The sequence below is a fragment of the Cellulomonas sp. NPDC055163 genome, assembly GCF_053607065.1.
The window spans coordinates 13481-36102 of record NZ_JBSGSU010000005.1 but is presented as its reverse complement, the minus strand read 5'-3'; the positions used below and the strand labels follow the sequence as shown (position 1 = coordinate 36102).

Annotated in this window: 20 protein-coding genes; 9 read left to right on the top strand and 11 right to left on the bottom strand. The window is 74.5% G+C overall.

Annotated features, from left to right (window positions below; all coding sequences use genetic code 11):
- Positions 1 to 136: 136 nt before the first annotated feature.
- The 3 genes from ACWFNE_RS10715 to ACWFNE_RS10705 are packed head-to-tail and all read right to left on the bottom strand — an operon-like array spanning position 137 to position 3292.
- Positions 137 to 967 (bottom strand): carbohydrate ABC transporter permease, encoded by an 831-nt coding sequence (locus tag ACWFNE_RS10715; RefSeq protein ID WP_452122410.1) that lies wholly within the window; start codon positions 965 to 967, stop codon positions 137 to 139.
- The gene (locus ACWFNE_RS10710; protein WP_452122409.1) at positions 964 to 1929 is read right to left on the bottom strand and encodes a carbohydrate ABC transporter permease; all 966 of its coding nucleotides are present in this window, start codon (positions 1927 to 1929) and stop codon (positions 964 to 966) included. Before ACWFNE_RS10710 ends, ACWFNE_RS10715 begins: the two co-directional genes overlap by 4 nt.
- 1 nt (position 1930) lies before the next feature.
- The gene (locus ACWFNE_RS10705) at positions 1931 to 3292 is read right to left on the bottom strand and encodes an ABC transporter substrate-binding protein (protein WP_452122408.1); all 1362 of its coding nucleotides are present in this window, start codon (positions 3290 to 3292) and stop codon (positions 1931 to 1933) included.
- A 354-nt stretch (positions 3293 to 3646) separates the two neighbouring features.
- Here ACWFNE_RS10705 and ACWFNE_RS10700 point away from each other — a divergent pair, with 354 nt between their 5' ends.
- A complete protein-coding gene (locus ACWFNE_RS10700; RefSeq protein ID WP_452122407.1) occupies positions 3647 to 4393 on the top strand; it encodes a GAF and ANTAR domain-containing protein in 747 nt (248 codons plus the stop codon).
- A gap of 430 nt (positions 4394 to 4823) precedes the next feature.
- Complete coding sequence (locus tag ACWFNE_RS10695) at positions 4824 to 5573, top strand: ANTAR domain-containing protein (RefSeq protein WP_452122406.1); 750 nt, start codon at positions 4824 to 4826, stop codon at positions 5571 to 5573.
- A 123-nt stretch (positions 5574 to 5696) separates the two neighbouring features.
- Here ACWFNE_RS10695 and ACWFNE_RS10690 read toward each other — a convergent pair whose 3' ends face one another.
- From ACWFNE_RS10690 to ACWFNE_RS10680, 3 genes are all read right to left on the bottom strand, one after another.
- On the bottom strand, positions 5697 to 6491 hold the full coding sequence (locus tag ACWFNE_RS10690) for a GAF and ANTAR domain-containing protein (RefSeq protein ID WP_452122405.1): 795 nt from the start codon (positions 6489 to 6491) through the stop codon (positions 5697 to 5699).
- Complete coding sequence (locus ACWFNE_RS10685; RefSeq protein ID WP_452122404.1) at positions 6488 to 7186, bottom strand: GAF domain-containing protein; 699 nt, start codon at positions 7184 to 7186, stop codon at positions 6488 to 6490. The genes ACWFNE_RS10690 and ACWFNE_RS10685 overlap by 4 nt, the downstream gene beginning before the upstream one ends.
- A gap of 519 nt (positions 7187 to 7705) precedes the next feature.
- Positions 7706 to 7936, bottom strand: coding sequence for a CDGSH iron-sulfur domain-containing protein (locus tag ACWFNE_RS10680; RefSeq protein WP_452122403.1), 231 nt, complete (start codon positions 7934 to 7936; stop codon positions 7706 to 7708).
- 92 nt (positions 7937 to 8028) lie between these two features.
- Between ACWFNE_RS10680 and ACWFNE_RS10675 the strand changes: the two genes are divergently transcribed.
- Positions 8029 to 9294 (top strand): sensor domain-containing phosphodiesterase, encoded by a 1266-nt coding sequence (locus tag ACWFNE_RS10675; RefSeq protein WP_452122402.1) that lies wholly within the window; start codon positions 8029 to 8031, stop codon positions 9292 to 9294.
- 251 nt (positions 9295 to 9545) lie between these two features.
- Here ACWFNE_RS10675 and ACWFNE_RS10670 read toward each other — a convergent pair whose 3' ends face one another.
- The 4 genes from ACWFNE_RS10670 to ACWFNE_RS10655 form a co-directional block, all read right to left on the bottom strand.
- Positions 9546 to 10559 (bottom strand): iron-containing redox enzyme family protein, encoded by a 1014-nt coding sequence (locus ACWFNE_RS10670; protein WP_452122401.1) that lies wholly within the window; start codon positions 10557 to 10559, stop codon positions 9546 to 9548.
- A gap of 126 nt (positions 10560 to 10685) precedes the next feature.
- On the bottom strand, positions 10686 to 11309 hold the full coding sequence (locus ACWFNE_RS10665; protein WP_452122400.1) for an SRPBCC family protein: 624 nt from the start codon (positions 11307 to 11309) through the stop codon (positions 10686 to 10688).
- Positions 11306 to 12478, bottom strand: a complete 1173-nt coding sequence (locus tag ACWFNE_RS10660; RefSeq protein ID WP_452122399.1) for a zinc-dependent alcohol dehydrogenase — start codon at positions 12476 to 12478, stop codon at positions 11306 to 11308. The genes ACWFNE_RS10665 and ACWFNE_RS10660 overlap by 4 nt, the downstream gene beginning before the upstream one ends.
- Before the next feature lie 195 nt (positions 12479 to 12673).
- The gene (locus ACWFNE_RS10655; protein ID WP_452122398.1) at positions 12674 to 13216 is read right to left on the bottom strand and encodes an SRPBCC family protein; all 543 of its coding nucleotides are present in this window, start codon (positions 13214 to 13216) and stop codon (positions 12674 to 12676) included.
- Between the two features lie 300 nt (positions 13217 to 13516).
- Between ACWFNE_RS10655 and ACWFNE_RS10650 the strand changes: the two genes are divergently transcribed.
- Positions 13517 to 14263 carry a hypothetical protein gene (locus ACWFNE_RS10650; RefSeq protein ID WP_452122397.1) on the top strand — a complete coding sequence of 249 codons (747 nt, stop codon included), beginning with the start codon at positions 13517 to 13519 and terminating at the stop codon, positions 14261 to 14263.
- 137 nt (positions 14264 to 14400) lie between these two features.
- Here the strand turns inward: ACWFNE_RS10650 and ACWFNE_RS10645 are convergent, their stop codons facing one another.
- Positions 14401 to 14574: a CsbD family protein gene (locus ACWFNE_RS10645; protein ID WP_452122396.1), complete on the bottom strand. Its 174-nt coding sequence runs from the start codon at positions 14572 to 14574 to the stop codon at positions 14401 to 14403.
- Positions 14575 to 14813: 239 nt separating this feature from the next.
- Here ACWFNE_RS10645 and ACWFNE_RS10640 point away from each other — a divergent pair, with 239 nt between their 5' ends.
- From ACWFNE_RS10640 to treZ, 5 genes are all read left to right on the top strand, one after another.
- Positions 14814 to 15014, top strand: a complete 201-nt coding sequence (locus ACWFNE_RS10640; protein ID WP_452122395.1) for a hypothetical protein — start codon at positions 14814 to 14816, stop codon at positions 15012 to 15014.
- A gap of 93 nt (positions 15015 to 15107) precedes the next feature.
- Positions 15108 to 16022 (top strand): D-hexose-6-phosphate mutarotase, encoded by a 915-nt coding sequence (locus tag ACWFNE_RS10635; RefSeq protein WP_452122394.1) that lies wholly within the window; start codon positions 15108 to 15110, stop codon positions 16020 to 16022.
- Positions 16023 to 16095: 73 nt separating this feature from the next.
- Positions 16096 to 18261, top strand: a complete 2166-nt coding sequence (glgX, locus tag ACWFNE_RS10630; RefSeq protein WP_452122393.1) for a glycogen debranching protein GlgX — start codon at positions 16096 to 16098, stop codon at positions 18259 to 18261.
- A complete protein-coding gene (gene treY / locus ACWFNE_RS10625) occupies positions 18258 to 20777 on the top strand; it encodes a malto-oligosyltrehalose synthase (protein ID WP_452122392.1) in 2520 nt (839 codons plus the stop codon). Before glgX ends, treY begins: the two co-directional genes overlap by 4 nt.
- A complete protein-coding gene (gene treZ, locus ACWFNE_RS10620) occupies positions 20774 to 22621 on the top strand; it encodes a malto-oligosyltrehalose trehalohydrolase (RefSeq protein WP_452122391.1) in 1848 nt (615 codons plus the stop codon). The genes treY and treZ overlap by 4 nt, the downstream gene beginning before the upstream one ends.
- Position 22622 lies beyond the last annotated feature (1 nt).

Sequence of the window (22622 nt, the reverse complement as noted above, 5' to 3'; positions counted from 1 at the left end):
GAACGACCTGGTTGGGAGAGGGGGGGGGGGGGGGGGTTTTTTCGCCTCCTTCCCCAACAACTACCCCCTCTCCGCGGGGGAACCGGTGGCCCGCCCGGGCCGGCACCAGGTCGGCGCCGCCCCGCCCGCCCGGCCGTCAGCCCTTCGAGCCGGTCGTGGCGATGCCCTCCACGAAGTGCCGCTGGCCGGCGAAGAACAGCAGGATCATCGGCAGCGTCGCGATGACCGAGGCGGTCACGATGATCTCCCAGTGCCACTCCCCGCCGAACCCGTACTGGTCGAGCAGCGCCTTGAGCCCGCGCGGGACGGTGAACTTGTCGGAGTCCTGCACGTAGATCAGGGGCCGCATGAGGTCGGTCCACGCCGCCTGGGTCTCGAACAGGAGCGTGAGGACGAGCGCGGGGCGGGCCAGCGGCAGGGCGATGGAGCGGAAGATCGTCCAGTTGCCGGCGCCGTCGAGGGACGCGGCCTCGAACAGCTCCCGGGGCAGCCCGAGGAAGAACTGCCGGATCAGGAAGATGTAGAACGCGCTGCCGAACAGGTTCCCGGCCCACAGCGGGGTCAGCGTCCCGACGAAGCCGAGCTCCTTCCAGATCAGGTACGTCGGGATGAGCGTGACCGCGCCGGGCAGCATCATCGTCGCGAGCACGAGCCCGAACAGGAACCCGCGCCCCCGGAACCGGAAGTACGCGAACCCCCACGCGACGGCTGCGCTGGACAGGGTCACGGTGACGCCCGCGAGCACGGTGACGAGGGCGGTGTTCGAGAGCCACTGGGCCATCGGCACCTCGCGCCACACCTGCACGTAGTTGTCCAACGTGAAGGTCTCCGGGACGAGCCGGTTGTCGAAGACCTCCCCCCGCGGCTTGAAGGACGCGCTGACGAGCCACACGAACGGGTACACGAACACGACCGTCGCGGCGACGAGCGCGGCGAGGATCAGCGGGCGCACCGGTGAGCGGGTCACTTCTGGTCCCCCTCGTAGTAGACGACGCGCTTGGAGACCGCGAGCTGCACGAGCGTCACGGCGAGGATGATCACGAACAGCAGCCACGCCATCGCGGAGGCGTACCCCATGTTGAGGTTCTCGAAGCCCTGCTGGAACAGGTAGATGACGTAGAACAGCGCGGCCTCGTTGGCGTAGGTCGTGTTCCCCGAGCCGAAGAACGCCGTGTACGCCTCGGTGAACATCTGGAACGCCGCGATGGTGTTGACGACGACGACGAAGAACAGCGTCCCCGAGATCATCGGCACGGTGACCGCGAACGTCCGGCGCCAGAACCCGGCGCCGTCGACCCGCGCGGCGTCGTACAGCTCGGACGGCACCTGGCGCAGGGCCGCGAGCAGGATGATCACGGTCGCGCCGATCGTCCACATGCTCATGAGGACGAGCGCGGGCTTGATCCACGCCTGGTCCGTCGTCCAGTACGGCCCCTGGATGCCGACCGCACCGAGCGCCTCGTTGACGAGCCCGTTCTGCCCGTTGAACAGCAGCAGCACGAGGACGCCGACGGCGACGGGCGGGGTCATCTTGGGCAGGAAGAACGCGGTGCGGAAGAACCCGGAGGACCGCCCGGCCCGCTCGAGCAGCAGCGCGAGGCCGAGCGCGCCGACCACGTGCAGCGGGACGGCGAGCACCGTGTAGACGACCGTGTTCGTCAGGGCGAGCGCGATCTTCGGGTCGGCGGCCATGTCGCGGTAGTTCTCGAGCCCGATGAAGCGCGGGTCGTTGATCACGTCGTAGTCGGTCAGGGACAGGTACGCGGAGTACAGGACCGGCCACAGCGTGAAGACGAGGAACCCGATGATCCACGGGCTCAGGAACAGCAGGGCGGAGCGCAGGTTGCGCCGCGACCGGGCCCGCGCGGTGCGGGTGCGGGTGGGCGCGACAGGACCCGCGGCCACCGGGGCGGCCGTCGTGGTGGTCACGTCAGCCGTCCGACCGCTCGTCCCACTCGGCCCAGGCGTCGTCGAGCGCCTCCTGCGCCTCCTCCTGCGCCTGCGCGAGCGCCTCGGCGGGCTCCTGCTGGCCGTTGAGCACCCGGTTCACGCCGTCCTGCCACGCCGCCTTGAACTCGGCGTCGGCGGGGTTCGCGGGCAGCGAGAACGTGTTCTCGTTCGCCTCGTACACCGCCTCGACGGCCGCGTCCCACACCGGGGAACCGGACGGCTCCACGAGCGTCGAGCGGATCTGCTCGTCGGCGTCCGTGTTGCCCGTCAGCAGACCCGTGAACACCTGACCGGACTCGGCGCGGGCGTCGGCACGGGCCTGCGCCGCCGCGAGCCAGCTGTCCTGCTCGACCATCGTCGCAGCGAACCGGCACGCCGCGGCCGCGTTCGGGCTGCCCGCGGGGATCGCCCACGCCGAGCCCGTCGCGAACGCGAGCGGCTCGCCCTCCCGGGAGCGGAACGTGTCGAACGCGAGCGTCGCGTCCGGGGACACCTCGTTGAGCACGTTGACGTACCAGTTCTCCATGGGCATCGCCCCGAGGGTGTGCGTCGCGAACTGGTTGCCCTCGCCGAAGAAGTCCGCGGAGTCGCGGAACGCCTTCACCGCGGGGAACCCGCCCTGCGCGTCGTAGACCGCCACCGCGAGCTCGAGCGCCTCGAGCGCCTCCGGGGAGTCCAGCTGCGCGGTGCGCGCGTCGTCGGACAGCAGGTCCGCACCGTTCGCCTTGGCCCACAGCGGGAAGAACTCGGGCAGCTTGGAGTCGAAGCCGATCACCGACAGCGCGCCCCCGTCCCGGCGGACCAGCGCCGACGTGGCCTGCGTGACCGCGTCCCAGTCGGAGCCGTTCACGGCCTCGATGCCGAGCCCGGCCGCGGACAGCAGCGAGGAGTCCGCCATCGTGACCTGCACCTGGTTGAACTCCGGGAGCCCGTACACGGCGCCGTCGAACGTCACCTGGCCCGACGCCGCCTCCCGGAACTGGCCGGTGTCGACGTCCTCCGCGGCGATGCAGTCCGTGAGCGGCAGGATCGCCCCGCGCGAGGCGAAGGTGCCGATCTGGTCGCGGTTCGCGTACACGAGGTCGGGCGGGTCACCCGCCGCGACCGCCGACAGGAACGCCTGGATGTCCAGGTCCCCCTCGACGAGCGAGACCTCCACGTCGTCCCCGAGCTCGTCCGTGGTGCGGTCGTAGCGCACCTGCGCCACGTCGTCACCCGTCCCGAAGCCCATCACCGTCAGCTCACCGCTCATCGCGGCGTCCGACCCGTACGTCACCTCGGCCTGCGTCGGCTCCCCGCTGCCCGACGCGCACGCACCGAGCGCGAGCACCCCGGCCGCCACCGACCCGCACAGTCCAACCCGTCGCGTGCCCATCACGTACCCCTCCGATCCCGCCCGTGGACTCCCACGCCGGTCCGGGCCGACGGTCGTCGACGGAAGCGGACACGGACGCCGGCGGGTGGGCCGTCCACGGGTGCGGGACGGCGCCGGCCCGCCCAGGGGTCCCGGGCGGGCGCCCCCGCTGGCCGGAGGGCCGAGCCGACGCGGCTCTTGGGACAGATCGTGCGCCGGAGAAGCGCTTCTCGCGACCCGAGCCGGACGCGCGTCCGACCGGCCTCGCGCGGGGCGCGTGCGCGATCCCCGACCCCGCGCGATCCTTGTGCCGTGAACGTCGTCGACCCGAGGAGCGCACCCATGGACCGGACCGTCGAGCGCGCGCACGCCATCACCGAGCTGCACACGCTGCTGCTCGACGCGGCGGGCGTCGAGGAGTTCGTCGAGGGCGTCGCGCAGGCCGCGGCGGCGCGCATCCGCCCCGACGCGCACGTCGCGATCATGCTCAAGCGCCAGGGCCGGCCCATCGGCGTCGCCAGCAGCGACGCGCGCGCCGCGCAGTGCGACGAGGTCGAGTTCGCCGCGAACGAGGGCCCGTGCCTGACGTCCGCGGAGACCGGCGAGCGGATCGTGATCCAGGAGCTCGACGACGACGAGCGCTGGCCGGTGTGGGCCGACGCCGCCCGGAAGGCGGGCTTCCGCTCCGCGGCCGCGATCCCCCGCGGCGTGCGCGAGGGCGTCGACATCGCGATCAACCTGTACTCCGAGGAGGCGGGCGCGTGGGACGACGACGCGCTGGCCACCGCCGACATGTACGCCGACGAGGTCGCCCGCACCCTGCGGCTGTGCCTGCGCTCGGCGGACCAGGCGGAGATCAACGAGGACCTCAAGGCCGCGCTCGCGTCACGCGCCGTGATCGACCAGGCGATGGGCGTGATCATGGCGGAGAACCGCTGCTCGTCCGAGGACGCGTTCCGGATCCTGCGCAGCGCGTCCCAGAACCGCAACCTCAAGCTCCGGGACGTCGCCGCGGCCCTCATCGAGAGCGTCACCGGCGTCGCCCCGCACCCCGGCACCGAGTTCGCGGAGCGCAGGCCGACCCCCTGACGGGCCCGGCCGGCACCGTGCCGGACCGGCCCGTCACGTGAGTCGTCGTCGAGCAGCACGACCGGTGCGCGGTGCCGGGCGAGAGTGCCGAGCAGCTCCGCACACCGGTCGCGGCGCGCGACGACCACCGTGGGCCGGTCGTCCTCGACGAACCGGTCGGTTCCCCGCCGCTGCACGCGCGCGCCTCCGTCGGTCCCTCGGGGGACATCGGTACGGGGCTCGGCCGGACCTCTGAAGGAGGGCATGAGCAGCCACGACGCGCGCGGCGGACGTCCGCCGTGTTGCGCGGGGACGGTGGGCGATTCATGCTGATTCCGGCGGGTCCGCCGCGCCCGCACCACGACGGGACAGCGGCTCGCACTGCGCCTGCGGAACACGGGCGGCGAGGGCGCACACGGCATGAGCCGGACGTTCAGGGGTGAGCAGCGGCATGACCACCATGAGAGACGAGATCACGGTCGGCGACATCGGGACGCACGTGAACGGGGTGACGGAGACGGCGTGTGCCGAGCGGTTCCTCGAACAGCTCTCCGTCGCCGCCATCCCCCAGGTGGTGCCGTCGACCCAGGTGGTCGTCTCGGTCCGGGACGGCGACACGATGCGCCTCGTCGCCTCCAGCAGCGCGCGGGCCGAGGAGTGCGAGCTCGCGGTCCACGAGTCCGGCGCCGGCCCCTCCGCCACGGCGCGCCGCGGGGTCCGGGTGGTCGTGGTTCCCGACGTGGACGACGACCCGCGGTGGCCGTCGTGGTCACCGCTCGCGTCGCAGGCCGGGTTCCGGTCGGCCGTCGCGATCCCGGCGCGCCTCGACGGCGATGCCGAGCTGGTGCTCGTCCTCTACTCGCCGGTCCCCGACGCGTGGGACACCGCCGCCCTCACCACGGCCACCCACTACGCGCAGGAGCTCGCGCACGCGCTCACCGTCTGCCGGTCGGCGCACCGCCAGGCCCAGGTCAACGCGCACCTCAAGGCCGCGCTCGCCTCGCGCGCGACCATCGACCAGGCGATGGGCGTGATCATGGCCCAGAACCGGTGCAGCGCCGAGGACGCGTTCGCGATCCTGCGGACCGCGTCACAGCACCGCAACACCAAGCTCCGCGACGTCGCGGTCGCGATCATCGAGGGCGTGACCGGCCAGCCGGCGAGCCCTCCCCCGGCGTTCCGCGACTCGAGCCGCAGCTGACGCCCGCCCGGCACACGAGCGCCGAGCCGGCACCGCTCATCGGGCCCCAGTCACCGCTCGTCGGGCCGAACGCGGCTCCGTCGGGCGTCCCTGCGGCGGCCCTGACACTGAGGTGCGCCGCCGTCAGGCGTCCGCGGTCTCCCAGTGCAGCCCGCGCTGGGCGCGTTCCACCACCCGCGCCGCGAGCGACGCGAGCGAGACGCCCAGCGCGTCGGACCGGTCGAGCAGCCGGTGGAACGCCTCGGCGGGATCGATCGACTCCTGGACGGCGAGCACGCCCTTGGCCTGCTCGACGACCGTCCGCCCGTCCAGGGCCTCCTGCACCTCGCGCGCGATGACCTCGACGCGGGGCCGGGCGCGGGCGTGCACGATCGCGATCGTCGCGACGTCGGCGAACGCCTGCGCGGCGACCTCCTCCTCCGGGTCGAGGCTCCGGTCGGCCGTGAAGAAGACGTTCAGCGCGCCGAGCACCCGGCCGCGCCACCGCAGGGGGTAGGCGTGCGCGGCGCGCACCCCGGACGGGCCGGCGACGGCGGCGAACCGCGGCCACCGCCGGGCGATCTCGTCGGCGTCGTCGGCGTGCACGGGGCGGCGGGCGGACACCGCGTCGAGGCACGGGCCCTGGTCGACCTGCTGCTGGTGCAGCTCGAGCTCGGTGGCGCCGTGCGACGACGCCGCGAGCAGCTCGAGCTCGGCGCCCGCACCGCCGTCGCCGCGGACGAGCAGCGCCGCGGCGCTCGCCCCGAACACGTCCGTGCACGCCAGGCACAGGTGGGTCAGCGCGCCGACGACGTCGTACTCCTCGACGAGGGTCGCGGACATCTCGGCGAGCGCCCGGGTCGGGCTGTGTCCGGTCATCAGGTGGGCTCTCCGGGCGGCTGGGGTGGGGGTGGTCATGTCGGCGCGGTCCTCGCTCATGCGTCCTCCTGGCGTCCGAACACGAGCTCGCGGGCGACGACGGAGCGGGCGACCTCGGCGAGGGGCTGGTCGAGCGCGAACGCGTGGGCGCGCAGGATCGCGAGGGCGTCGCGGACCGTGACGGCGAGCTGCGCGACGACCATGCCGGTCGCCTGGTGCACCTGCGCGCGGTTCGACCAGGACCCGCCCGGCCCGAGGTCGGACAGCGCCTCGGAGTCGTGCAGCAGCGCGGCCGCGAGGGCGTCCGCGAGGAACTGGGCCCCGGCCGCGTCCTCCGTGAGCGGGCCCGGCGTGCGGCGGTAGAGCGTCAGGACGCCCTGCACCGCGGAACCCTGCCGCGTCGGCAGCGCGTACAGCTGGCCGGCGTCGGTCTGCCGGGTCGCGGCCTCCGCGAACACCGGCCACCGCTCGGCGGCCTGGGCGAGGGTCACGACGACCGGCTCGCCGGTGAGGTACGCCGACGTGGCCGGACCCTCGCCGAGGACGTCGTGGAGGTTCTCGAGCTGGGCCGCGACCTCGTCGGTCGCGCACAGCGTGATCCGGTTCGGCGAGGCGTTGTCGACGGTCAGCGACGCGCCGTCCGCACCCAGGAGCCGCCGGGTGGCCTCGCACAGCCGCCACGTGAAGGACTCCGACTCGGATGCGCTCGCGACCGCGGACGCGAGCCGGGCCAGCAGCTCCGTGTGCTCCGCCACCGCCACCCCCCAGACTCGTCGCTCCACATCACGCTACACGCGGCCCGCGCGCCCCACCTGCTCCCCGCCGCGCCGCGCCGCGCGACGTGGCGCCGGCCCCGGCTCACGCTCCCTGGGGGCTGGTCGCGGACGTGCCGTGCATGCGTGAGCTCGCCCAGGGACGCGTGACAGCAGTGTGCACGGTCGGAGTCCTCGCGCCTCACCTGCTCGACGAACTCGGCGATGTCGTCGCGTCCCGCGTCGCGGGCGTCGCGCACCTACCCGCCGTCGTCGTGCCCCGCCTCGAGCGAGAGGTACTGCACCGACACGAGGCCGTAGCCGGCGTCGTCGAACCCGGTCTCTCCCGTTGCCATGGTGATGGCCCGTCCGGGTGGCCGGCCGCAGCCGGGTACCGCCGCAGGACTCTCGCGCCGGGCGGCTCGAGGGGCCCGGTGCTGGACCGCTCGTCCACGCTGACCCGGGCTCCCCGCACCGCAACCGCGCCGACGGCGGGACCCCTGGCGCGGGCCGTCGCGCCGGTCAGCGGGTCGTGAAACCGGTCGCCTTGTGGCTGCCGTCGCACCACGGCTTGATCGCCGACGCGCCGCACCGGCACAGCGCGACGGTGGCCCGCCGGCGCGGGACGAGCCGGCCCTCGGCGTCCCGGATCTCCGCGTCGCCGCGCACGAGGAGCGGCCCGTCGGGGCACGCCACGATGACGGCGGGGCGCGGCGCGCGGGGCACGGGCGGGAGGTCCGGGTCGTCGAGCATGGTCGCCAGTCTGCTGCCGCCTCCGCAGCCCCGCACCCGGACGGCGCCGGCGGAACGGTCAGACCCGGCCCGGTCCGTCCGATGGGGCACCCGTGACCTCTGCCTCGTCACGCCGCACGGCGACACCGACCCGTTCCCCCCTCGACGACCTGCTCACGAGCGGCGCGCTGCACAGCGTGTACCAGCCGCTCGTCGACCTGCGCACCGGCGCGACCCTCGGGCACGAGGCGCTGCTGCGCGGCCCGGCGGGCACCGCGTGGGCCTCGCCCCTCACGCTGCTCGAGGACGCCCGCGCCGCGGGCCGGCTCGTCGAGCTGGAACGGGCGTCGCTGGCCACGGCCTGCGCCGGTGCGACGGCCGGGCTCCGCGGCGGGGCGGCGACGCTGTTCGTCAACGTCGAGCCGCAGACCCTGACCCGGCACCTCGAACCGGTCCTCGAGGTGCTCGACCGGCGCCCGCCCGGGCTCCAGGTCGTCGTCGAGATCACCGAGCGGGCGCTCGCGGCGGACCCGGCGCGGATCCTCGCCGCCGCGGACCGGCTGCGCGCCGCGGGGTGCGCGATCGCGCTCGACGACGTGGGCGCGCGCCCGGCGTCGCTCGCGTTCGTCCCGCTCCTGCGTCCCGAGGTCGTCAAGCTCGACCTAGGTCTGCTGCGCACGCTCGAGGACCCGCAGACCGTCGTCGTGGCGGGTGCCGTGCGCGACTACGCCGAGCAGTCGGGCGCGGAGGTCGTCGCCGAGGGCGTCGAGGACGCCGACGACCTCACGCGGGCGGTCGTGCTGGGCGCGACGCTCGGGCAGGGCTGGTACTGGGGCCGTCCCGGACCTGTACCCGGCGCCGCGGAGCACCTCCCCGAGAGGTTCGCGGCGCACGCGCCCGTCCCCACGCAGCACCGCACCACGCCGTTCGACCTCGCCGCCGCGGTGCGCACCGTCCAGCGGGTCCCCAAGCGTCTCCTCGTCCCGCTCTCGACGACCCTCGAGCTCGGAGCGCAGCACTCGCTCGTCCCGCCGATGGTCCTCTCGTGCTTCCAGCACGAGCGGTACGTGACGGCGCCGACGGCGCGCCGCTACGCCGGGCTCGCGCAGCGCCTGCCGTTCGTCGCGGCGCTCGGCGAGGACATGCCGGCGGAGCCGGCGCCCGGGGTGCGCGGGTGGGCGCTCGACGCCCACGACCCCCTCGTCGCGGAGTGGACGGTGCTCGTGCTCGGCGCGCACGCCGCGAGCGCCCTGGTCGCACGCGCGGCCGGGCACGCCGACGTCGACGGGGACCGCCCGTTCGACATGGTCGTGACGCACGACCGTGCGCTGGTGACGGCGGCCGCGCGCGCGGTGGTCCGGCGGCTCAGCGTCGACTGACCGGCGCGGCGCGTCGGCGGCCCGGGACGTCGACCGCTCGGTGTCGACTCCCCTCGTCTACCGCCGCCGAACGTCAGCCACCCCGGCGGCCCGTCCCCGACCGCCTCAGCGTCGGCCGGCCGCCGGGTGGCACCCCGCCACGGCCGTCCGAGGACCGCTGCGCCGCAGCTCCGCGAGCGCCCGCTCCCGGCGGGCCGCCGCGCACCGGGCACGCCCCGACGCCGAGGCGGTGAGGTCCCACGGCGCGGCCCTCATGCGGCGCGCAGCGACGAGCGGCCCGCCTGCCAGGCCGTCATGATGTGCCCGGCGACGGCGTCGTCGAGCGCGAGGCAGACCGCGGCGCCGAACAGGATGTCGGCGGTGAGCTCCGGCTCGTCGCGTGCGAGCCCCCCGGCCAGGTCGCGTCCCGCGATCTGCTCGTGCACGGCGTCCGCCTCGACGTGCTCGTCGAAGTACAGCGTCGTCTCCGGCCCGTGGCCGTGCCGCCGGAAGCCGTTGCCGTAGAAGCGGTTCGGCAGCGACGACGTCATCTCGAACGCCGCGAGGTGCCCGGCGACGGCCCCGCGCAGGCGCCGGTGCAGCCCGAACAGCGACATCGCGTTGAGCGACGCGAGGGTGATGGCAGGAAGCTCCTCGACGTAGCGGCCGTAGGCGTCGTCGAGCCCGAGCCCGCGCATCGTCTGCGCGAACAGCGCGGCGTGCATGCGCTCGGGGTCACCGCCGCCGTACTCGTCGGCCTGGATCTCGACGAGCGCCGCCTTGGGGGCGCCGGCCAACCGCGGGACCGCCCACGTGTGCGGGTCGGCCTCCTTGAGCTGGTACAGCGAGCGCTGCACGAGCAGCTCACGGAGCTGGCCCTCGGAGGCCTTCTTCCCGACGTACCGGGCGAGCCCGGGGCCGGTCTCGGCGGCCGCCATCGTGAACAGCGTCTCGGCGACGCCCGCCTGGTCGAGGCCGTGCGCGTCGGGCACCTTGACGCGCTCGCGCAGCTCGGCCTCGAACGCGTCCTCCAGTCGCCGGCGTGCGCGCAGGAGGCCCGGCTCCCACTCCCAGCGGTCGTCGACGTCCTCGAAACCCCGGTAGTGCAGCTCGTACAGGCAGAACAGCGCGAGCTGGATGTCGTCGTCCTCGAGCAGGTCGGTCGACGCCGCGAGCGCGTCCGCGACGGGGAGCGCGGGTGCGGGGTCGTCGTCGCCGGGGACCGGTCCGCGCAGGAGCGGGACGAGGGCGGAGCTCAGCGGTCCACGGGGGGTGGGGAGGATCATGTGCGGGGCACCTCGTCTGAGCCGGTGGGCTCGCCGGGGACGGTCCACGGCGCCTGCCTGGCCGCGGTCACGGGGGTCATACCGGACAAGCGTGCACCGCGCCCTGCTGCCCCGCATCCGGTGGCGTCACCCCGCTGCGGCGCTCTCACCTGCGGAAGCACCCGCAGAGCTGGCCGACGACGCCCCGGCGGGCCCGCCCGGCGGCACCCCGTGGCCGCGCGCCCGCCCCTCGGCGATCAGGGCGAGGCGGTGCAGCGCCTCCTTGTTGCGCGGGACGATCGCGGCCTTGCGCAGCGCACGCGGGACGAGCGTGCCCGGGCCCTTGACGGCGTCCTCGGCGAGCACGACCCGGCACGACGCGGGGCCGTCGGACCGCACGTCGATGACCACGCGCGCCTCCCCGAGCGGCCACCCGTGGGCCTGCAGCTCGAGGCGGCTGCGCCCGTCCCAGCGCCGGGACACGGTCTTGTCGTTGATCACGAACGGCCACACGCCCGCCGAGTGGTGGATCGCCGCCCCGGGCTCGGGCCAGTGCGCGTCGACCTCGCGGATGCGCGACGCGCCGACGACCCACCCGGCGTAGAGCCAGCCGTCCTCCAGGACCTCGAGGACGACCTCCGCGGCGCAGCCGACCCGCCGCTCGACGACGGCCATGCCGCCGCTGAGCGGGCCGGAGCGGGTGTGCGTCTCCCGGGCCCCGTGCGTGGTGCTGTCCGTCGTCGCGTCGCCGTCGCCCGCTGCCGCGCTCACGGCGTCATCACGATCTTGTTGCAGCCGTCCGCCTTCTCGCGGAACATCTCGAAGCCCGCGGGCGCCTCGTCGAGCGTCATGCGGTGGCTGATCACGAAGCTCGGGTCGATCTCGCCGGCGACGATGCGGTCGAGCAGCGGCTGCATGTACCGGTGCGTGTGGCACTGCCCGGAGCGCAGCGTCAGCGAGCGGTTGACGACCGCGCCCATCGGGAACTTGTCGACGAACCCGCCGTACACCCCGACGACCGACACGACCCCGCCGTTGCGGACGTTCAGCACCGCGTCGCGCAGCGCACCGGCACGGTCCGGCTCGAGCTTCACGGCCTGCATGACCTTGTCGTACGCGTTGACGGCGCCCACGTGGTGGTGCGCCTCCATGCCGACGGCGTCGATCACCGCGTCGGGGCCGCGGCCCGCGGTGATGTCGAGGAGCGCCTCCTTGACGTCCTGCTCCTCGTAGTTGACCGGGATGGCACCGGCCTTCTCCTGCGCGATCCGCAGCCGGTAGTCGAACCGGTCGATGATCACGACCTTCCCGGCGCCGAGCAGGTACGCGCTCGCGGCGGCGAGCTGGCCGATCGGGCCGGCACCCCACACCGCGACGACGTCCCCGGGGCTGATGTCGCACATCTCGGCGCCCATGTAGGCGGTCGGGAAGATGTCCGAGAGGAAGAGCACCTGCTCGTCGGTCAGGTCGTGCTCGATCTTCAGCGGGCCGACGTCCGCGAACGGCACGCGCACGTACTCGGCCTGCCCCCCGGCGAACCCGCCGAGCATGTGGGAGTAGCCGAAGATCCCCGCGGGCGAGTAGCCCATGACCTTCTCGGCCATGCCCGCGTTGGGGTTCGAGTTCTCGCACAGGGAGTAGTTGCGTCGCACGCACTGGGTGCACGCCCCGCACGAGATCGGGAACGGCACGACGACGCGGTCGCCGACGCGCAGGTTCCCGACGGCGCTGCCGACCTCGACGACCTCGCCCATGAACTCGTGCCCGACGACGTCGCCCTTCTCCATCGTCGGGATGAACCCGCCGTACATGTGCAGGTCGGAGCCGCAGATCGCGGTCGACGTGACCTTCACGATCGCGTCCCGCGGGCTGAGGATCTTCGGGTCCGGGACCTCCCCGACCTCGACGACTCCCTTGCCCATCCACCTGTTCGCGCGCATCTCGTCCCTCTCGTCGTCGGCCCGCGGTCCACGGGGTGTGCCCGCGGGCGCTCGCGTCCCGGTCCGTCCCCGTCGGCGCGGACCGCGCCGCCCCCGGGGTGCTGCTCGTGCCTGCTGGTCTGCGTGCTCGTCGTGCTCGTGGTGCTGCCCGCCGGGAGGCACCGGCCGACGACCGGCCGGGAGCCGGCCCGACGGTCAGCCGGCGCCGACCGCGCCCTCGGGCGTCTGCTCGACGGGCTCCGCGGTGCGCTGACGCACCTGGTTGCCCGCGCGCGTGCCCTCGGGGCTGCCCTCGGACCGCATGATGTCGCCCGTCTCGAGCACCTGCTTGAACCGGCGCAGGTCGTCCTCGACCTGCTGGCGCGGCTGCTCCCCGAAGAGCCGGGCCACGAGCTCGCCGACCTTGCCGCCCGGCGCGCGGTAGTCGATCTCGACCCGGACCTCGGTGCCCTGGTCGCCGGGCGCCTCGGTGAAGCGCACGCTGCCGGAGTTCTCCACGTCGGCGCTCCCGACCGACTCCCAGCGCAGCACGCGCGGCGGCTCGGCCTCGACGACGCGCGCGTCCCACTCGACGTGCGTGCCGACGGGGCCCGAGACGCGCCAGTGCGACGTGCCGTCGGGGGCGACGGTGACCTGCTCGACGTGCGCCATGAAGCGCGGCAGGTTCGTGAAGTCGGACCAGTACGCGTAGACCTCGTCGAGGGGTCGGCGCACGGTGATCGCGGCGTGGACGCTCATGGGGCCTCCTGTCACCGGCGGCGCGGGGCGCCGGCGGGCGTCGGGCGCCCCGACCGGCTGGTCGTGGCGCGGCGTGTCGTCGCGGGCTGCGCGGCACCGGGCGCGGCGCGGACGCCGGCCGGGGCCGTGGCTCCCTGACGACGAGCCTGCGCCCGATCGGCGGACGCGGCAATCGGAGCGCCTGCTCAGGGGGCTGCCGGCGCTGCGCCGGCAGCCCTCCGCCCGACGTGGCGGCCCGCGCCGGGCGGCGTCCGCGCCGCCGGAGGTGCGGTCACGGGCCTGCGGCGCGACCATCACCGCATGGACCAGCAGCGCCTCGACGCGACCTCCCGGCACCGCGACGGCCCCGCAGGTCCGGCTCTCCGGCTCCCGACCGGCGCGGGTGCCGTACTGGGCGGGCTGACCCGCGCCGTGACCGCGCTGCGCGGCGCCCGGCCGCTGCACCCCGACGGCGCGACGCTGCGGGCCACCGTCGTGCGCCACGGCTCCGCACAGCCGACCGGTGCCCGCTGGCTCGACGAGGCGGGCACCGACCGCGGGATCGCGCGCCTGTCCCGCTCGGTGGGGCTGCCCGTGCCGCTGCCGGACGTGCAGGGTCTCGCGCTGCGCCTCGACGGGACCGACGGCCCGAGCGACCTCCTGCTCTCGACCACCGGCCTCGGGCGCGTCACGCGCTTCCTGCTGACCCCCCACCGGGCGCCGTCGGGCGGGGCGTACGGGAGCCTGCTGCCGTACGCGACACCCACGGGCCCCGTGCTCCTCGTCGCGGTGCCGGGGCCGCGCGTGCTGCCGACCGGTCTCGACGCGCTCGCCGCCGCGCTCGCGGCGGAGCCGTGGCACCTGCGGCTGGGGTTCGCGAGCCCGTGGGAGCGGCGCTGGCACGAGTTCGGCGAGCTCGTCGTCGACGGCCCCGCGCAGGCCACGGTCGACTCGGTGCTGCGCTTCGACGCGGCGCTCCACCCGCTGCCGGGCCTGCCGCTCGAGGCGTGGGTGGCGCGGCTGCGCGAGCCGTCCTACGCCGCAGCCCGGACGCACCACGCGACCTGACGCCCGGGCGGAGCCGCTCTCGCCGGGGGCGAGCGGCCCGCCGGCGCGGGGCGGGCGCGTCGCCCACCGCCGCCGTGCGCGACGACGGGCCGGCCGCTCCGTGAGGAGCGACCGGCCCGGGTGTCGTGCGGTCGGCGTCAGTCCTTGAAGACGTCCTTGATCTTCTCGCCGGCCTGCTTCACGTCGGCCTTCGTCTGGTCCGTGCGGCCCTCGGCCTCGAGGTCGCGGTCGCCGCTCGCGCGGCCCGCCGCCTCCTTGCCCTTGCCCTGCAGCTCTTCCGCCGCATTGGCGATCTTGTCGTCGAGTCCCATGACGAACCTCCTCCGGTCGTGTCCCACGACCGTACGAGCGCCCTGGTGGGCGCGCCACCGGAGCGCTCACCCGGTCGAGCCGGCGGAGGCGCGCGCGGGAGGTGCGCGGCGGCGCCGGGACGCATCAGCGCACGCTCCGCAGGCTCCTCCCAGGACGAGGACCGAGCAGAGGGGAGCACCACCGTGGACCGACGCACACGCACCAGCCCGGCCGCTGCCGACGCCGCTCGGGCCGGGCGATGAGCGACCTCGACGGCAGCCCGCTGACCGGCGACCCGCGCGCCCCGGACGTCCTCGCCCTCGTCGCCGCGATCCGCCCCGTGCGCCCGCTCGCCGCCCACCTCCCGTCCGCGCCGGCCCCGGGTGCTCCGGCCGGTCCGGGCAGCGCGGCCGGCGTCGACACCCCGTCGGGCCCCGGTGGGCCGGACGCGCCTCAGTAGGGTGGTTGCACGACCCGGCGCGGTTCCCGTCGGCGTCCGAGCACCGGCGCCCGGGAGCGCCGGTCGCCCTCGCCCGGCCCGCAGAGGAGCACCATGCCCGCCCTTCCCGCCCTGCCCGCGTCGGTCCGGCTCGCCGAGGGCCACGGCGGCCTCCCGTGCGTGCGCGTCGAGACGCCGCACGCGAGCGCCGAGGTGTACCTGCACGGCGCGCACGTGACAGCCTGGCAGCCGGACGGCCACGCGCCCGTGCTGTGGACGAGCGCGGCGAGCCGCTTCGAGGGGGGCGCCCCGATCCGCGGCGGGGTGCCGATCTGCTTCCCGTGGTTCGGCCCGCACCCCGAGGTCGCGGACGCACCGGCGCACGGCTGGGCACGCACGACGGCCTGGGAGCTGCGCGGCGCCACGGAGGACGCGTCGGGCGACGTGACGCTCGAGCTGGCGCTCGCGGACTCGGACGCCACGCGCGCGTCGGCGTGGCCGCACCGGTTCGCGGCGACGTACCGCGTCACCGTGGGCCGGACCCTGCACCTCGAGCTCGCGGTGTCGAACCACGACGACGCGCCCGTGACGCTGACGGACGCGCTGCACACGTACCTCGCGGTCGGCGACGTGCACGACGTGACCGTCGAGGGGCTCGAGGGCGCGTCGTACGCCGACAAGGCGCCGGCCCCCGGGGGTCCGGCGGAGGCGCGCCAGGGCGACGAGCCGGTGCGGTTCACCGCCGAGACCGACCGGGTGTACGCGAGCACGGCGACGGTCCGCGTGGTGGACCCCGGGCTCGGCCGGACCCTGACGGTGACCAAGGACGGCTCGCGCTCGACGGTCGTGTGGAACCCGTGGATCGGCAAGGCCCGGGCGATGCCCGACTTCGGGGACGACGAGTGGCTCGGCATGGTGTGCGTCGAGGCCGCGAACGTCGGCGAGGCGCGGGTGAACCTCGAACCGGGTGAGACGCACCGGCTCGCGCAGTCCCTGGTCGTGGACCCCGCGCCGGGGAACCGGGCGTGATGCTCGTCACCTGAGCAGGCGACCAGGTCCTCCCGGGAGGCGGACCCCGCACGCTGCCTGGCACTCTGGGCAGATGCGCATCTGGCCCGGTCGTCCCTATCCCCTCGGTGCCACGTTCGACGGCACCGGCACCAACTTCGCCGTGTTCTCGGGTGTCGCCGAGCGCGTGGAGCTGTGCCTGTTCGACCCGGACGGGACCGAGACCCGCGTGGACCTGCCCGAGGTCGACGCGTTCGTCTGGCACGGGTACGTGCCCGCCCTCCAGCCCGGTCAGCGGTACGGCTTCCGCGTGCACGGGCCGTACGACCCGGCGCAGGGCCACCGCTGCAACCCGAACAAGCTGCTGCTCGACCCGTACGCCAAGGCGATCGACGGCCAGATCGACGGCGACCCGTCGCTGTTCTCCTACCAGTTCGGCGAGGAGGACGCCCGCAACGACGACGACTCCGCCGGGCACACCATGACGTCGGTCGTCGTGAACCCGTTCTTCGACTGGGGCCACGACCACCCGCCGCAGCACCAGTACCACGACTCGGTCATCTACGAGGCGCACGTGCGCGGGCTGACGATGCAGCACCCGGGCATCCCCGAGGAGCTGCGCGGGACGTACGCGGGCCTCGCGCACCCCGCGATCATCGAGCACCTGACCAGCCTGGGCGTGACGGCCATCGAGCTCATGCCCGTGCACCAGTTCGTCAACGACCCGGTCCTCGTCGACAAGGGCCTGTCGAACTACTGGGGCTACAACACGATCGGCTTCTTCGCGCCGCACAACGGCTTCGCGGCGTACGGCGGCGAGGGCCAGCAGGTCCAGGAGTTCAAGTCGATGGTCAAGGCGCTGCACGCCGCGAACATCGAGGTCATCCTCGACGTCGTCTACAACCACACGGCCGAGGGCAACCACCTGGGCCCGACGCTGTCGTTCCGCGGCATCGACAACGCGAGCTACTACCGGCTCGTCGACGAGGACCCGGCGCACTACTTCGACACCACGGGCACCGGGAACTCGCTGCTCATGCGCTCCCCGCACGTGCTGCAGCTCATCATGGACTCGCTGCGCTACTGGGTCACCGAGATGCACGTGGACGGGTTCCGGTTCGACCTCGCCGCGACCCTGGCCCGGCAGTTCCACGAGGTCGACCGCCTCTCGGCGTTCTTCGACATCGTGCAGCAGGACCCGATCATCTCCCAGGTCAAGCTCATCGCCGAGCCGTGGGACCTGGGCGACGGCGGGTACCAGGTCGGCGGGTTCCCCCCGCTGTGGTCGGAGTGGAACGGCAAGTACCGCGACACGGTGCGCGACTTCTGGCGCGGCGAGCCCTCCACGCTCGCGGAGTTCGCGAGCCGGCTGTCGGGCTCGTCGGACCTGTACGAGCACACCGGACGCCGCCCGATCGCGTCGGTGAACTTCGTGATCGCGCACGACGGCTTCACGCTCGCCGACCTCGTCTCGTACAACGAGAAGCACAACGCGGCGAACGGCGAGGACAACAACGACGGCGAGAGCCACAACCGCTCGTGGAACTGCGGGGTCGAGGGCCCGACCGAGGACCCGGAGGTCCTCAAGCTCCGCGGGCGCCAGCAGCGCAACGTCCTCGCGACGCTGCTGTTCTCCCAGGGCGTGCCGATGCTCGCGCACGGCGACGAGCTCGGGCGCACGCAGCAGGGCAACAACAACGTGTACTGCCAGGACAACGAGCTGTCGTGGGTCGACTGGGAGCTCGACGAGCCGCGCGAGGCGCTGCTCGAGTTCACGCGCCAGGTCGTGCACCTGCGCCGGGACCACCCGGTGCTGCGCCGGCGCCGGTTCTTCGAGGGCTCCCCGGACCACGGCGGCGAGTCCGACCTGCACGACATCGCGTGGTTCGCACCCGACGGGACGCACATGCGCGACGACGCCTGGCACGCGGAGCAGGCGCGCTCGGTGATGGTGTTCCTCAACGGCGAGGGCATCGAGGAGCCGGACCTGCGCGGCGAGCTCATCGTCGACGACAGCTTCCTCGTGCTCTACAACGCCCAGCCGACCAAGACCACGTTCACGCTGCCCCCGCTCGAGTACGGCGAGGAGTGGACGGCCGTGCTGGACACCGACACGACGGTGCAGCAGGGCGACACCTTCAAGGCCGGCGCGACGCTCGAGACCGAGCAGCGCTCCCTCGTGATGCTGACCCGTCCCCCGACGACGCAGCCGCGCACGGTCGCCGGGACGCCGGCGGCGGCACCCGGGGCGGGCGCGTGAGCGAGTCTCCCCGCCCGGGGACCCCGGCGCGCCGGCTGGTCGGCGACGGCCACCCGGTCCCGGTCTCGACGTACCGGGTCCAGCTCGGCGAGGACCTCACGCTCGACGACGTCGCGCAGCGCGTGCCGTACCTGGCGACGCTCGGCGTGACGCACGTGTACCTCTCGCCGATCCTGCGCGCGGCACCGGGGTCGACGCACGGCTACGACGTCGTCGACCACGACGAGGTGTCCCCCGTGCTCGGCGGGCTGCCGGCGCTGCGCCGGCTCGCGCACGCCGCGCACGGCGCCGGGCTCGGGCTCGTGCTGGACATCGTGCCCAACCACATGGCCGTGCCCACGCCCGTGTGGCACAACCGCGCACTGTGGTCGGTGCTCGCCGACGGTCCGGAGTCACCGTTCGCGGCGTGGTTCGACGTCGACTGGGCGTCGGGCGACGGCGCCGTGCTCATGCCGGTGCTCGGTGACCGGATCGGGGCGGTCCTCGCGCGGGACGAGCTGTCGCTCGACGAGGTCGAGGTGCCCGGCACCGAGGGCACGACGACGGTCCTGCGCTACTTCGACCACGTCTTCCCCGTGCGTGCCGGCACGGAGGCGCTGCCGCTCGCCGAGCTGCTCGAGCGCCAGCACTACCGGCTCGCGTACTGGCGCGTCGCGGACGAGGAGCTGAACTACCGGCGGTTCTTCGACGTCGGGACGCTGGCGGCGATCCGCGTCGAGGACCCCGAGGTCTTCGACGCGACCCACCGGCTCATCCTCGAGCTCGTGGCCGACGGCACGCTCGACGGCCTGCGGATCGACCACCCGGACGGCCTCGCCGACCCCGCGGGGTACCTGGCCCGGCTGCGCGAGCGCACGGACGGCGCGTGGGTCGTCGTCGAGAAGATCCTGCAGGGCGAGGAGGAGCTCCCGAACGACTGGGACACCGCCGGCACGACGGGCTACGAGGCCCTGTGGCGCATCCAGCAGACGTTCGTCGACCCGGGCGGCGCGGCCGTGCTGGGCGCGACCATGCACCGCCTGACGAACGACACGTCCGACGCGCTGCCGGCGATCGTCGACGAGGCCAAGCGCGAGGTCGTCGACGGCGCGCTGTACGCCGAGGTGTTCCGGCTCACGGAGCTCGCGGCGGCGATCTGCCGGGAGGACCTGCGCCTGCGCGACCACACGTGGCGCGCGCTCCAGGACTGCCTCGTCGAGCTGCTCGTCGCCTTCGACCGGTACCGCGCGTACGTGGTCCCGGGCGAGGCGGTGCACCCCGACTCCCTCGAGGCGATGGAGGCCGCCGCCACGTCGGCGCGCGCCCGCCTCGCCCCCGACCGCGCAGCCACGATGGACGTCCTCGTCGACCTGCTCCTCGCGCGCGAGGCCGGCAGCGCGGGCCGGACCCGCACCCCGCGCCGCGACGAGCTCGTCGTCCGCTTCCAGCAGACCTGCGGCGCGGTCATGGCCAAGGGCGTCGAGGACACCGCGTTCTACCGCTGGACGCACCTGACCGGGCTCACCGAGGTCGGCGGCGAGCCGGACCGCTTCGCGCTGACCCCGACCGAGCTCGCGACGTGGGCGGCCCGCGCGCAGACGCACACCCCGCTCGGCATGACGACGCTGTCGACGCACGACACCAAGCGCAGCGAGGACACCCGCAACCGCCTCGGCGTGCTCAGCGAGCTGCCCGTCGAGTGGTCGGCGCTCGTGGACCGGCTGCGCGCCGCGTCGGCCCCGTACCGCAGCGCGCTGCTCGACGGCCGCACCGAGAACCTGCTGTGGCAGACCCTCGCCGGCACCTGGACCCCGGACGGGCCTCTCTCGGCGGACCGGCTGACCGAGTACCTGACCAAGGCGATCCGCGAGGCCAAGAGCCGCACGACGTGGACGGAGCCCGACGCGGCGTACGAGGCGGCGGTGCTCGACATGGCCCGGCGCGTGCTGACCGACGACACGTGCGTCGACCTGCTCACGCACTGGGAGCAGCGCACGCGCGCCGCGGTTCGGGCGGCGACGCTCGGCACGAAGCTCGTGCAGCTCACGCTCCCCGGGATCCCCGACGTCTACCAGGGCACGGAGGTGCCGTCGGTCGCGCTCGTCGACCCCGACAACCGCCGTCCCGTGGACACCGCGACGCTCGAGGCGCGGCTCGCGCGGCTCGACGAGGGCGCCGGCCCCCGGGACCCGGCCGACGAGAAGCTGCTCGTGACGTCGCGCGCCCTGCGCGTGCGCCGCGACCTGCCCGAGGCGTTCACGGGACCGGAGGCCGGCTACCGGGCGCTCGCACACTCGTCGGGCCACCTGGTGTCGTTCACCCGCACGGTCGCCGGCGTCCCCCGCGTCGTGACGCTGGCCACGCGCCTCGGCGTCGGCCTCGAGCGGCTCGGCGGGTGGGCGGACCACACCGTCGCGCTGCCCGACGGCACCTGGCACGACGTGCTCACCGGGCACGAGGTCGCGGGCGGCGTCCAGGAGGTCGCCCCGCTGCTCGACCGCTTCCCCGTGGCGCTCCTGGTCCGATCGGAGGGATGACCGTGCAGGCACGTGTGTGGGCACCGAAGGCGCGGGCGGTCGAGCTCGTGCTGGGCGAGGAGCGCCGGTCCATGACCCGCGCGGACGACGGGTGGTGGGCCGCCGACGGCGACCTCCCGCCCGGCACCGACTACGCGTTCGCTGTCGACCGGGGCCACCCCGTCCCGGACCCGCGCAGCGCGTGGCAGCCCGCGGGCGTGCACGGTCCGAGCCGCGTGTTCGACCCCGCCGCGCACGCGTGGCGCGACACGGGCTGGTCCGGGGTCGACGTGCGCGGCGCCGTGGTCTACGAGCTGCACGTCGGCACGTTCACGCCCGAGGGCACGCTCGCGGCCGCGACGCAGCGGCTGGACCACCTGGTCTCGCTCGGCGTGGACGTCGTCGAGCTCATGCCGCTCGCCGCGTTCAACGGCGAGCACGGCTGGGGGTACGACGGCGTCGGTCTGTACAGCGTGCACGAGCCCTACGGCGGGCCCGCCGCGCTGCAGGACTTCGTCGACGAGGCCCACGCGCGCGGGCTCGCGGTGTGCCTCGACGTCGTGCACAACCACCTCGGGCCGTCGGGCAACTACCTCAGCGTGTTCGCGCCCTACTTCACCGACGCGCACCACACGCCGTGGGGTGCGGCGATCAACCTCGACGGCCGCGGCTCCCACGAGGTCCGCCGGTGGATCTGCGACAGCGTGCTGCGCTGGTTCGCCGACTTCCACGTGGACGCCCTGCGCCTCGACGCCGTGCACGCCCTCATCGACGACTCCTCCGTGCACCTGCTCGCGCAGCTGTCCGACGAGGTCGCGGCGCTGCAGGAGCGGCTCGGCCGGCCGCTGTCGCTCGTCGCGGAGACCGACCTCAACGACACCGTGTCCCTGACAGCCACGAGCCAGGGCGGCTGGGGCATGACCGCGCAGTGGGCCGACGACGTCCACCACGCCGTGCACGCGCTCGTGACCGGCGAGCGGCACGGCTACTACGTCGACTTCGGCACCCCCGAGGTCCTGCGCACCGCGCTCACCGAGGTGTTCGTGCACGCGGGCACCTACTCGACGTTCCGGGGCCGGGAGTGGGGCCGGCCCGTGCCGCCCGGCACCGACGGGCACCGCTTCGTCGTCTTCGCCTCCGACCACGACCAGGTCGGGAACCGCGCGCTCGGCGACCGGCCGTCCGAGCGCCTCGACGCGGGCGCGCTCGCCACCGAGGCCGCGCTCGTGCTGCTGTCCCCGTTCACCCCGATGCTGTTCATGGGCGAGGAGTGGGGCGCGCGCACGCCCTGGATGTACTTCACGGACCACCCGGAGCCGGACCTCGCGCAGGCCGTCCGCGAGGGGCGGCGCCGGGAGTTCGGCGGGCACGGCTGGACGGCGCTGTACGGCGGCGACGTCGAGGTGCCCGACCCGCAGGCCCCCGGGACCGTCGAGCGCAGCCGGCTCGACTGGTCCGAGCCGGCGCGCGAGCCGCACACGGAGCTGCTCGACTGGTACCGCGAGCTCGTGGCGCTCCGGCGCAGCGACCCGGACCTGGCGTCGGGCGACCTCACCGCCACGACCGTGCGGTTCGAGGGGGACGACGCCCCGCCGGCGGAGGCCGCCCACCGCGCGCCGGACGAGCCCGCCGTACCGTGGGAGGGCTGGCTCGTCGTGCACCGCGGGGGCGCCCGGGTGGCGGTCAACCTCGCGCACGCCGAGCGCACCGTGCCGCTCGGCGCGGGCGGGCCGTTCACCGTCGAGGCGTCGTGGTCGCCCGTGACGCTGCTCCCGCCGGACGACGTCGACCCGACGACGCGCGTCGTGCTCCCCGCCCGGGGTGTGGCCGTGCTGACGAGCTCGCCCGTGGAGCCGGTCGACTGAC

Coding starts and splice junctions, on each gene's coding strand:
- ACWFNE_RS10700 (WP_452122407.1), top strand. CDS start 3,647: ATGGACCGGACCGTCGAGCGCGCGCACGCCATCACCGAGCTGCACACG.
- ACWFNE_RS10695 (WP_452122406.1), top strand. CDS start 4,824: ATGACCACCATGAGAGACGAGATCACGGTCGGCGACATCGGGACGCAC.
- ACWFNE_RS10690 (WP_452122405.1), bottom strand. CDS start 6,491: ATGAGCGAGGACCGCGCCGACATGACCACCCCCACCCCAGCCGCCCGG.
- ACWFNE_RS10680 (WP_452122403.1), bottom strand. CDS start 7,936: ATGCTCGACGACCCGGACCTCCCGCCCGTGCCCCGCGCGCCGCGCCCC.
- ACWFNE_RS10670 (WP_452122401.1), bottom strand. CDS start 10,559: ATGATCCTCCCCACCCCCCGTGGACCGCTGAGCTCCGCCCTCGTCCCG.
- ACWFNE_RS10660 (WP_452122399.1), bottom strand. CDS start 12,478: ATGCGCGCGAACAGGTGGATGGGCAAGGGAGTCGTCGAGGTCGGGGAG.
- ACWFNE_RS10655 (WP_452122398.1), bottom strand. CDS start 13,216: ATGAGCGTCCACGCCGCGATCACCGTGCGCCGACCCCTCGACGAGGTC.
- ACWFNE_RS10650 (WP_452122397.1), top strand. CDS start 13,517: ATGGACCAGCAGCGCCTCGACGCGACCTCCCGGCACCGCGACGGCCCC.
- ACWFNE_RS10645 (WP_452122396.1), bottom strand. CDS start 14,574: ATGGGACTCGACGACAAGATCGCCAATGCGGCGGAAGAGCTGCAGGGC.
- ACWFNE_RS10640 (WP_452122395.1), top strand. CDS start 14,814: ATGAGCGACCTCGACGGCAGCCCGCTGACCGGCGACCCGCGCGCCCCG.
- ACWFNE_RS10635 (WP_452122394.1), top strand. CDS start 15,108: ATGCCCGCCCTTCCCGCCCTGCCCGCGTCGGTCCGGCTCGCCGAGGGC.
- glgX (WP_452122393.1), top strand. CDS start 16,096: ATGCGCATCTGGCCCGGTCGTCCCTATCCCCTCGGTGCCACGTTCGAC.
- treZ (WP_452122391.1), top strand. CDS start 20,774: ATGACCGTGCAGGCACGTGTGTGGGCACCGAAGGCGCGGGCGGTCGAG.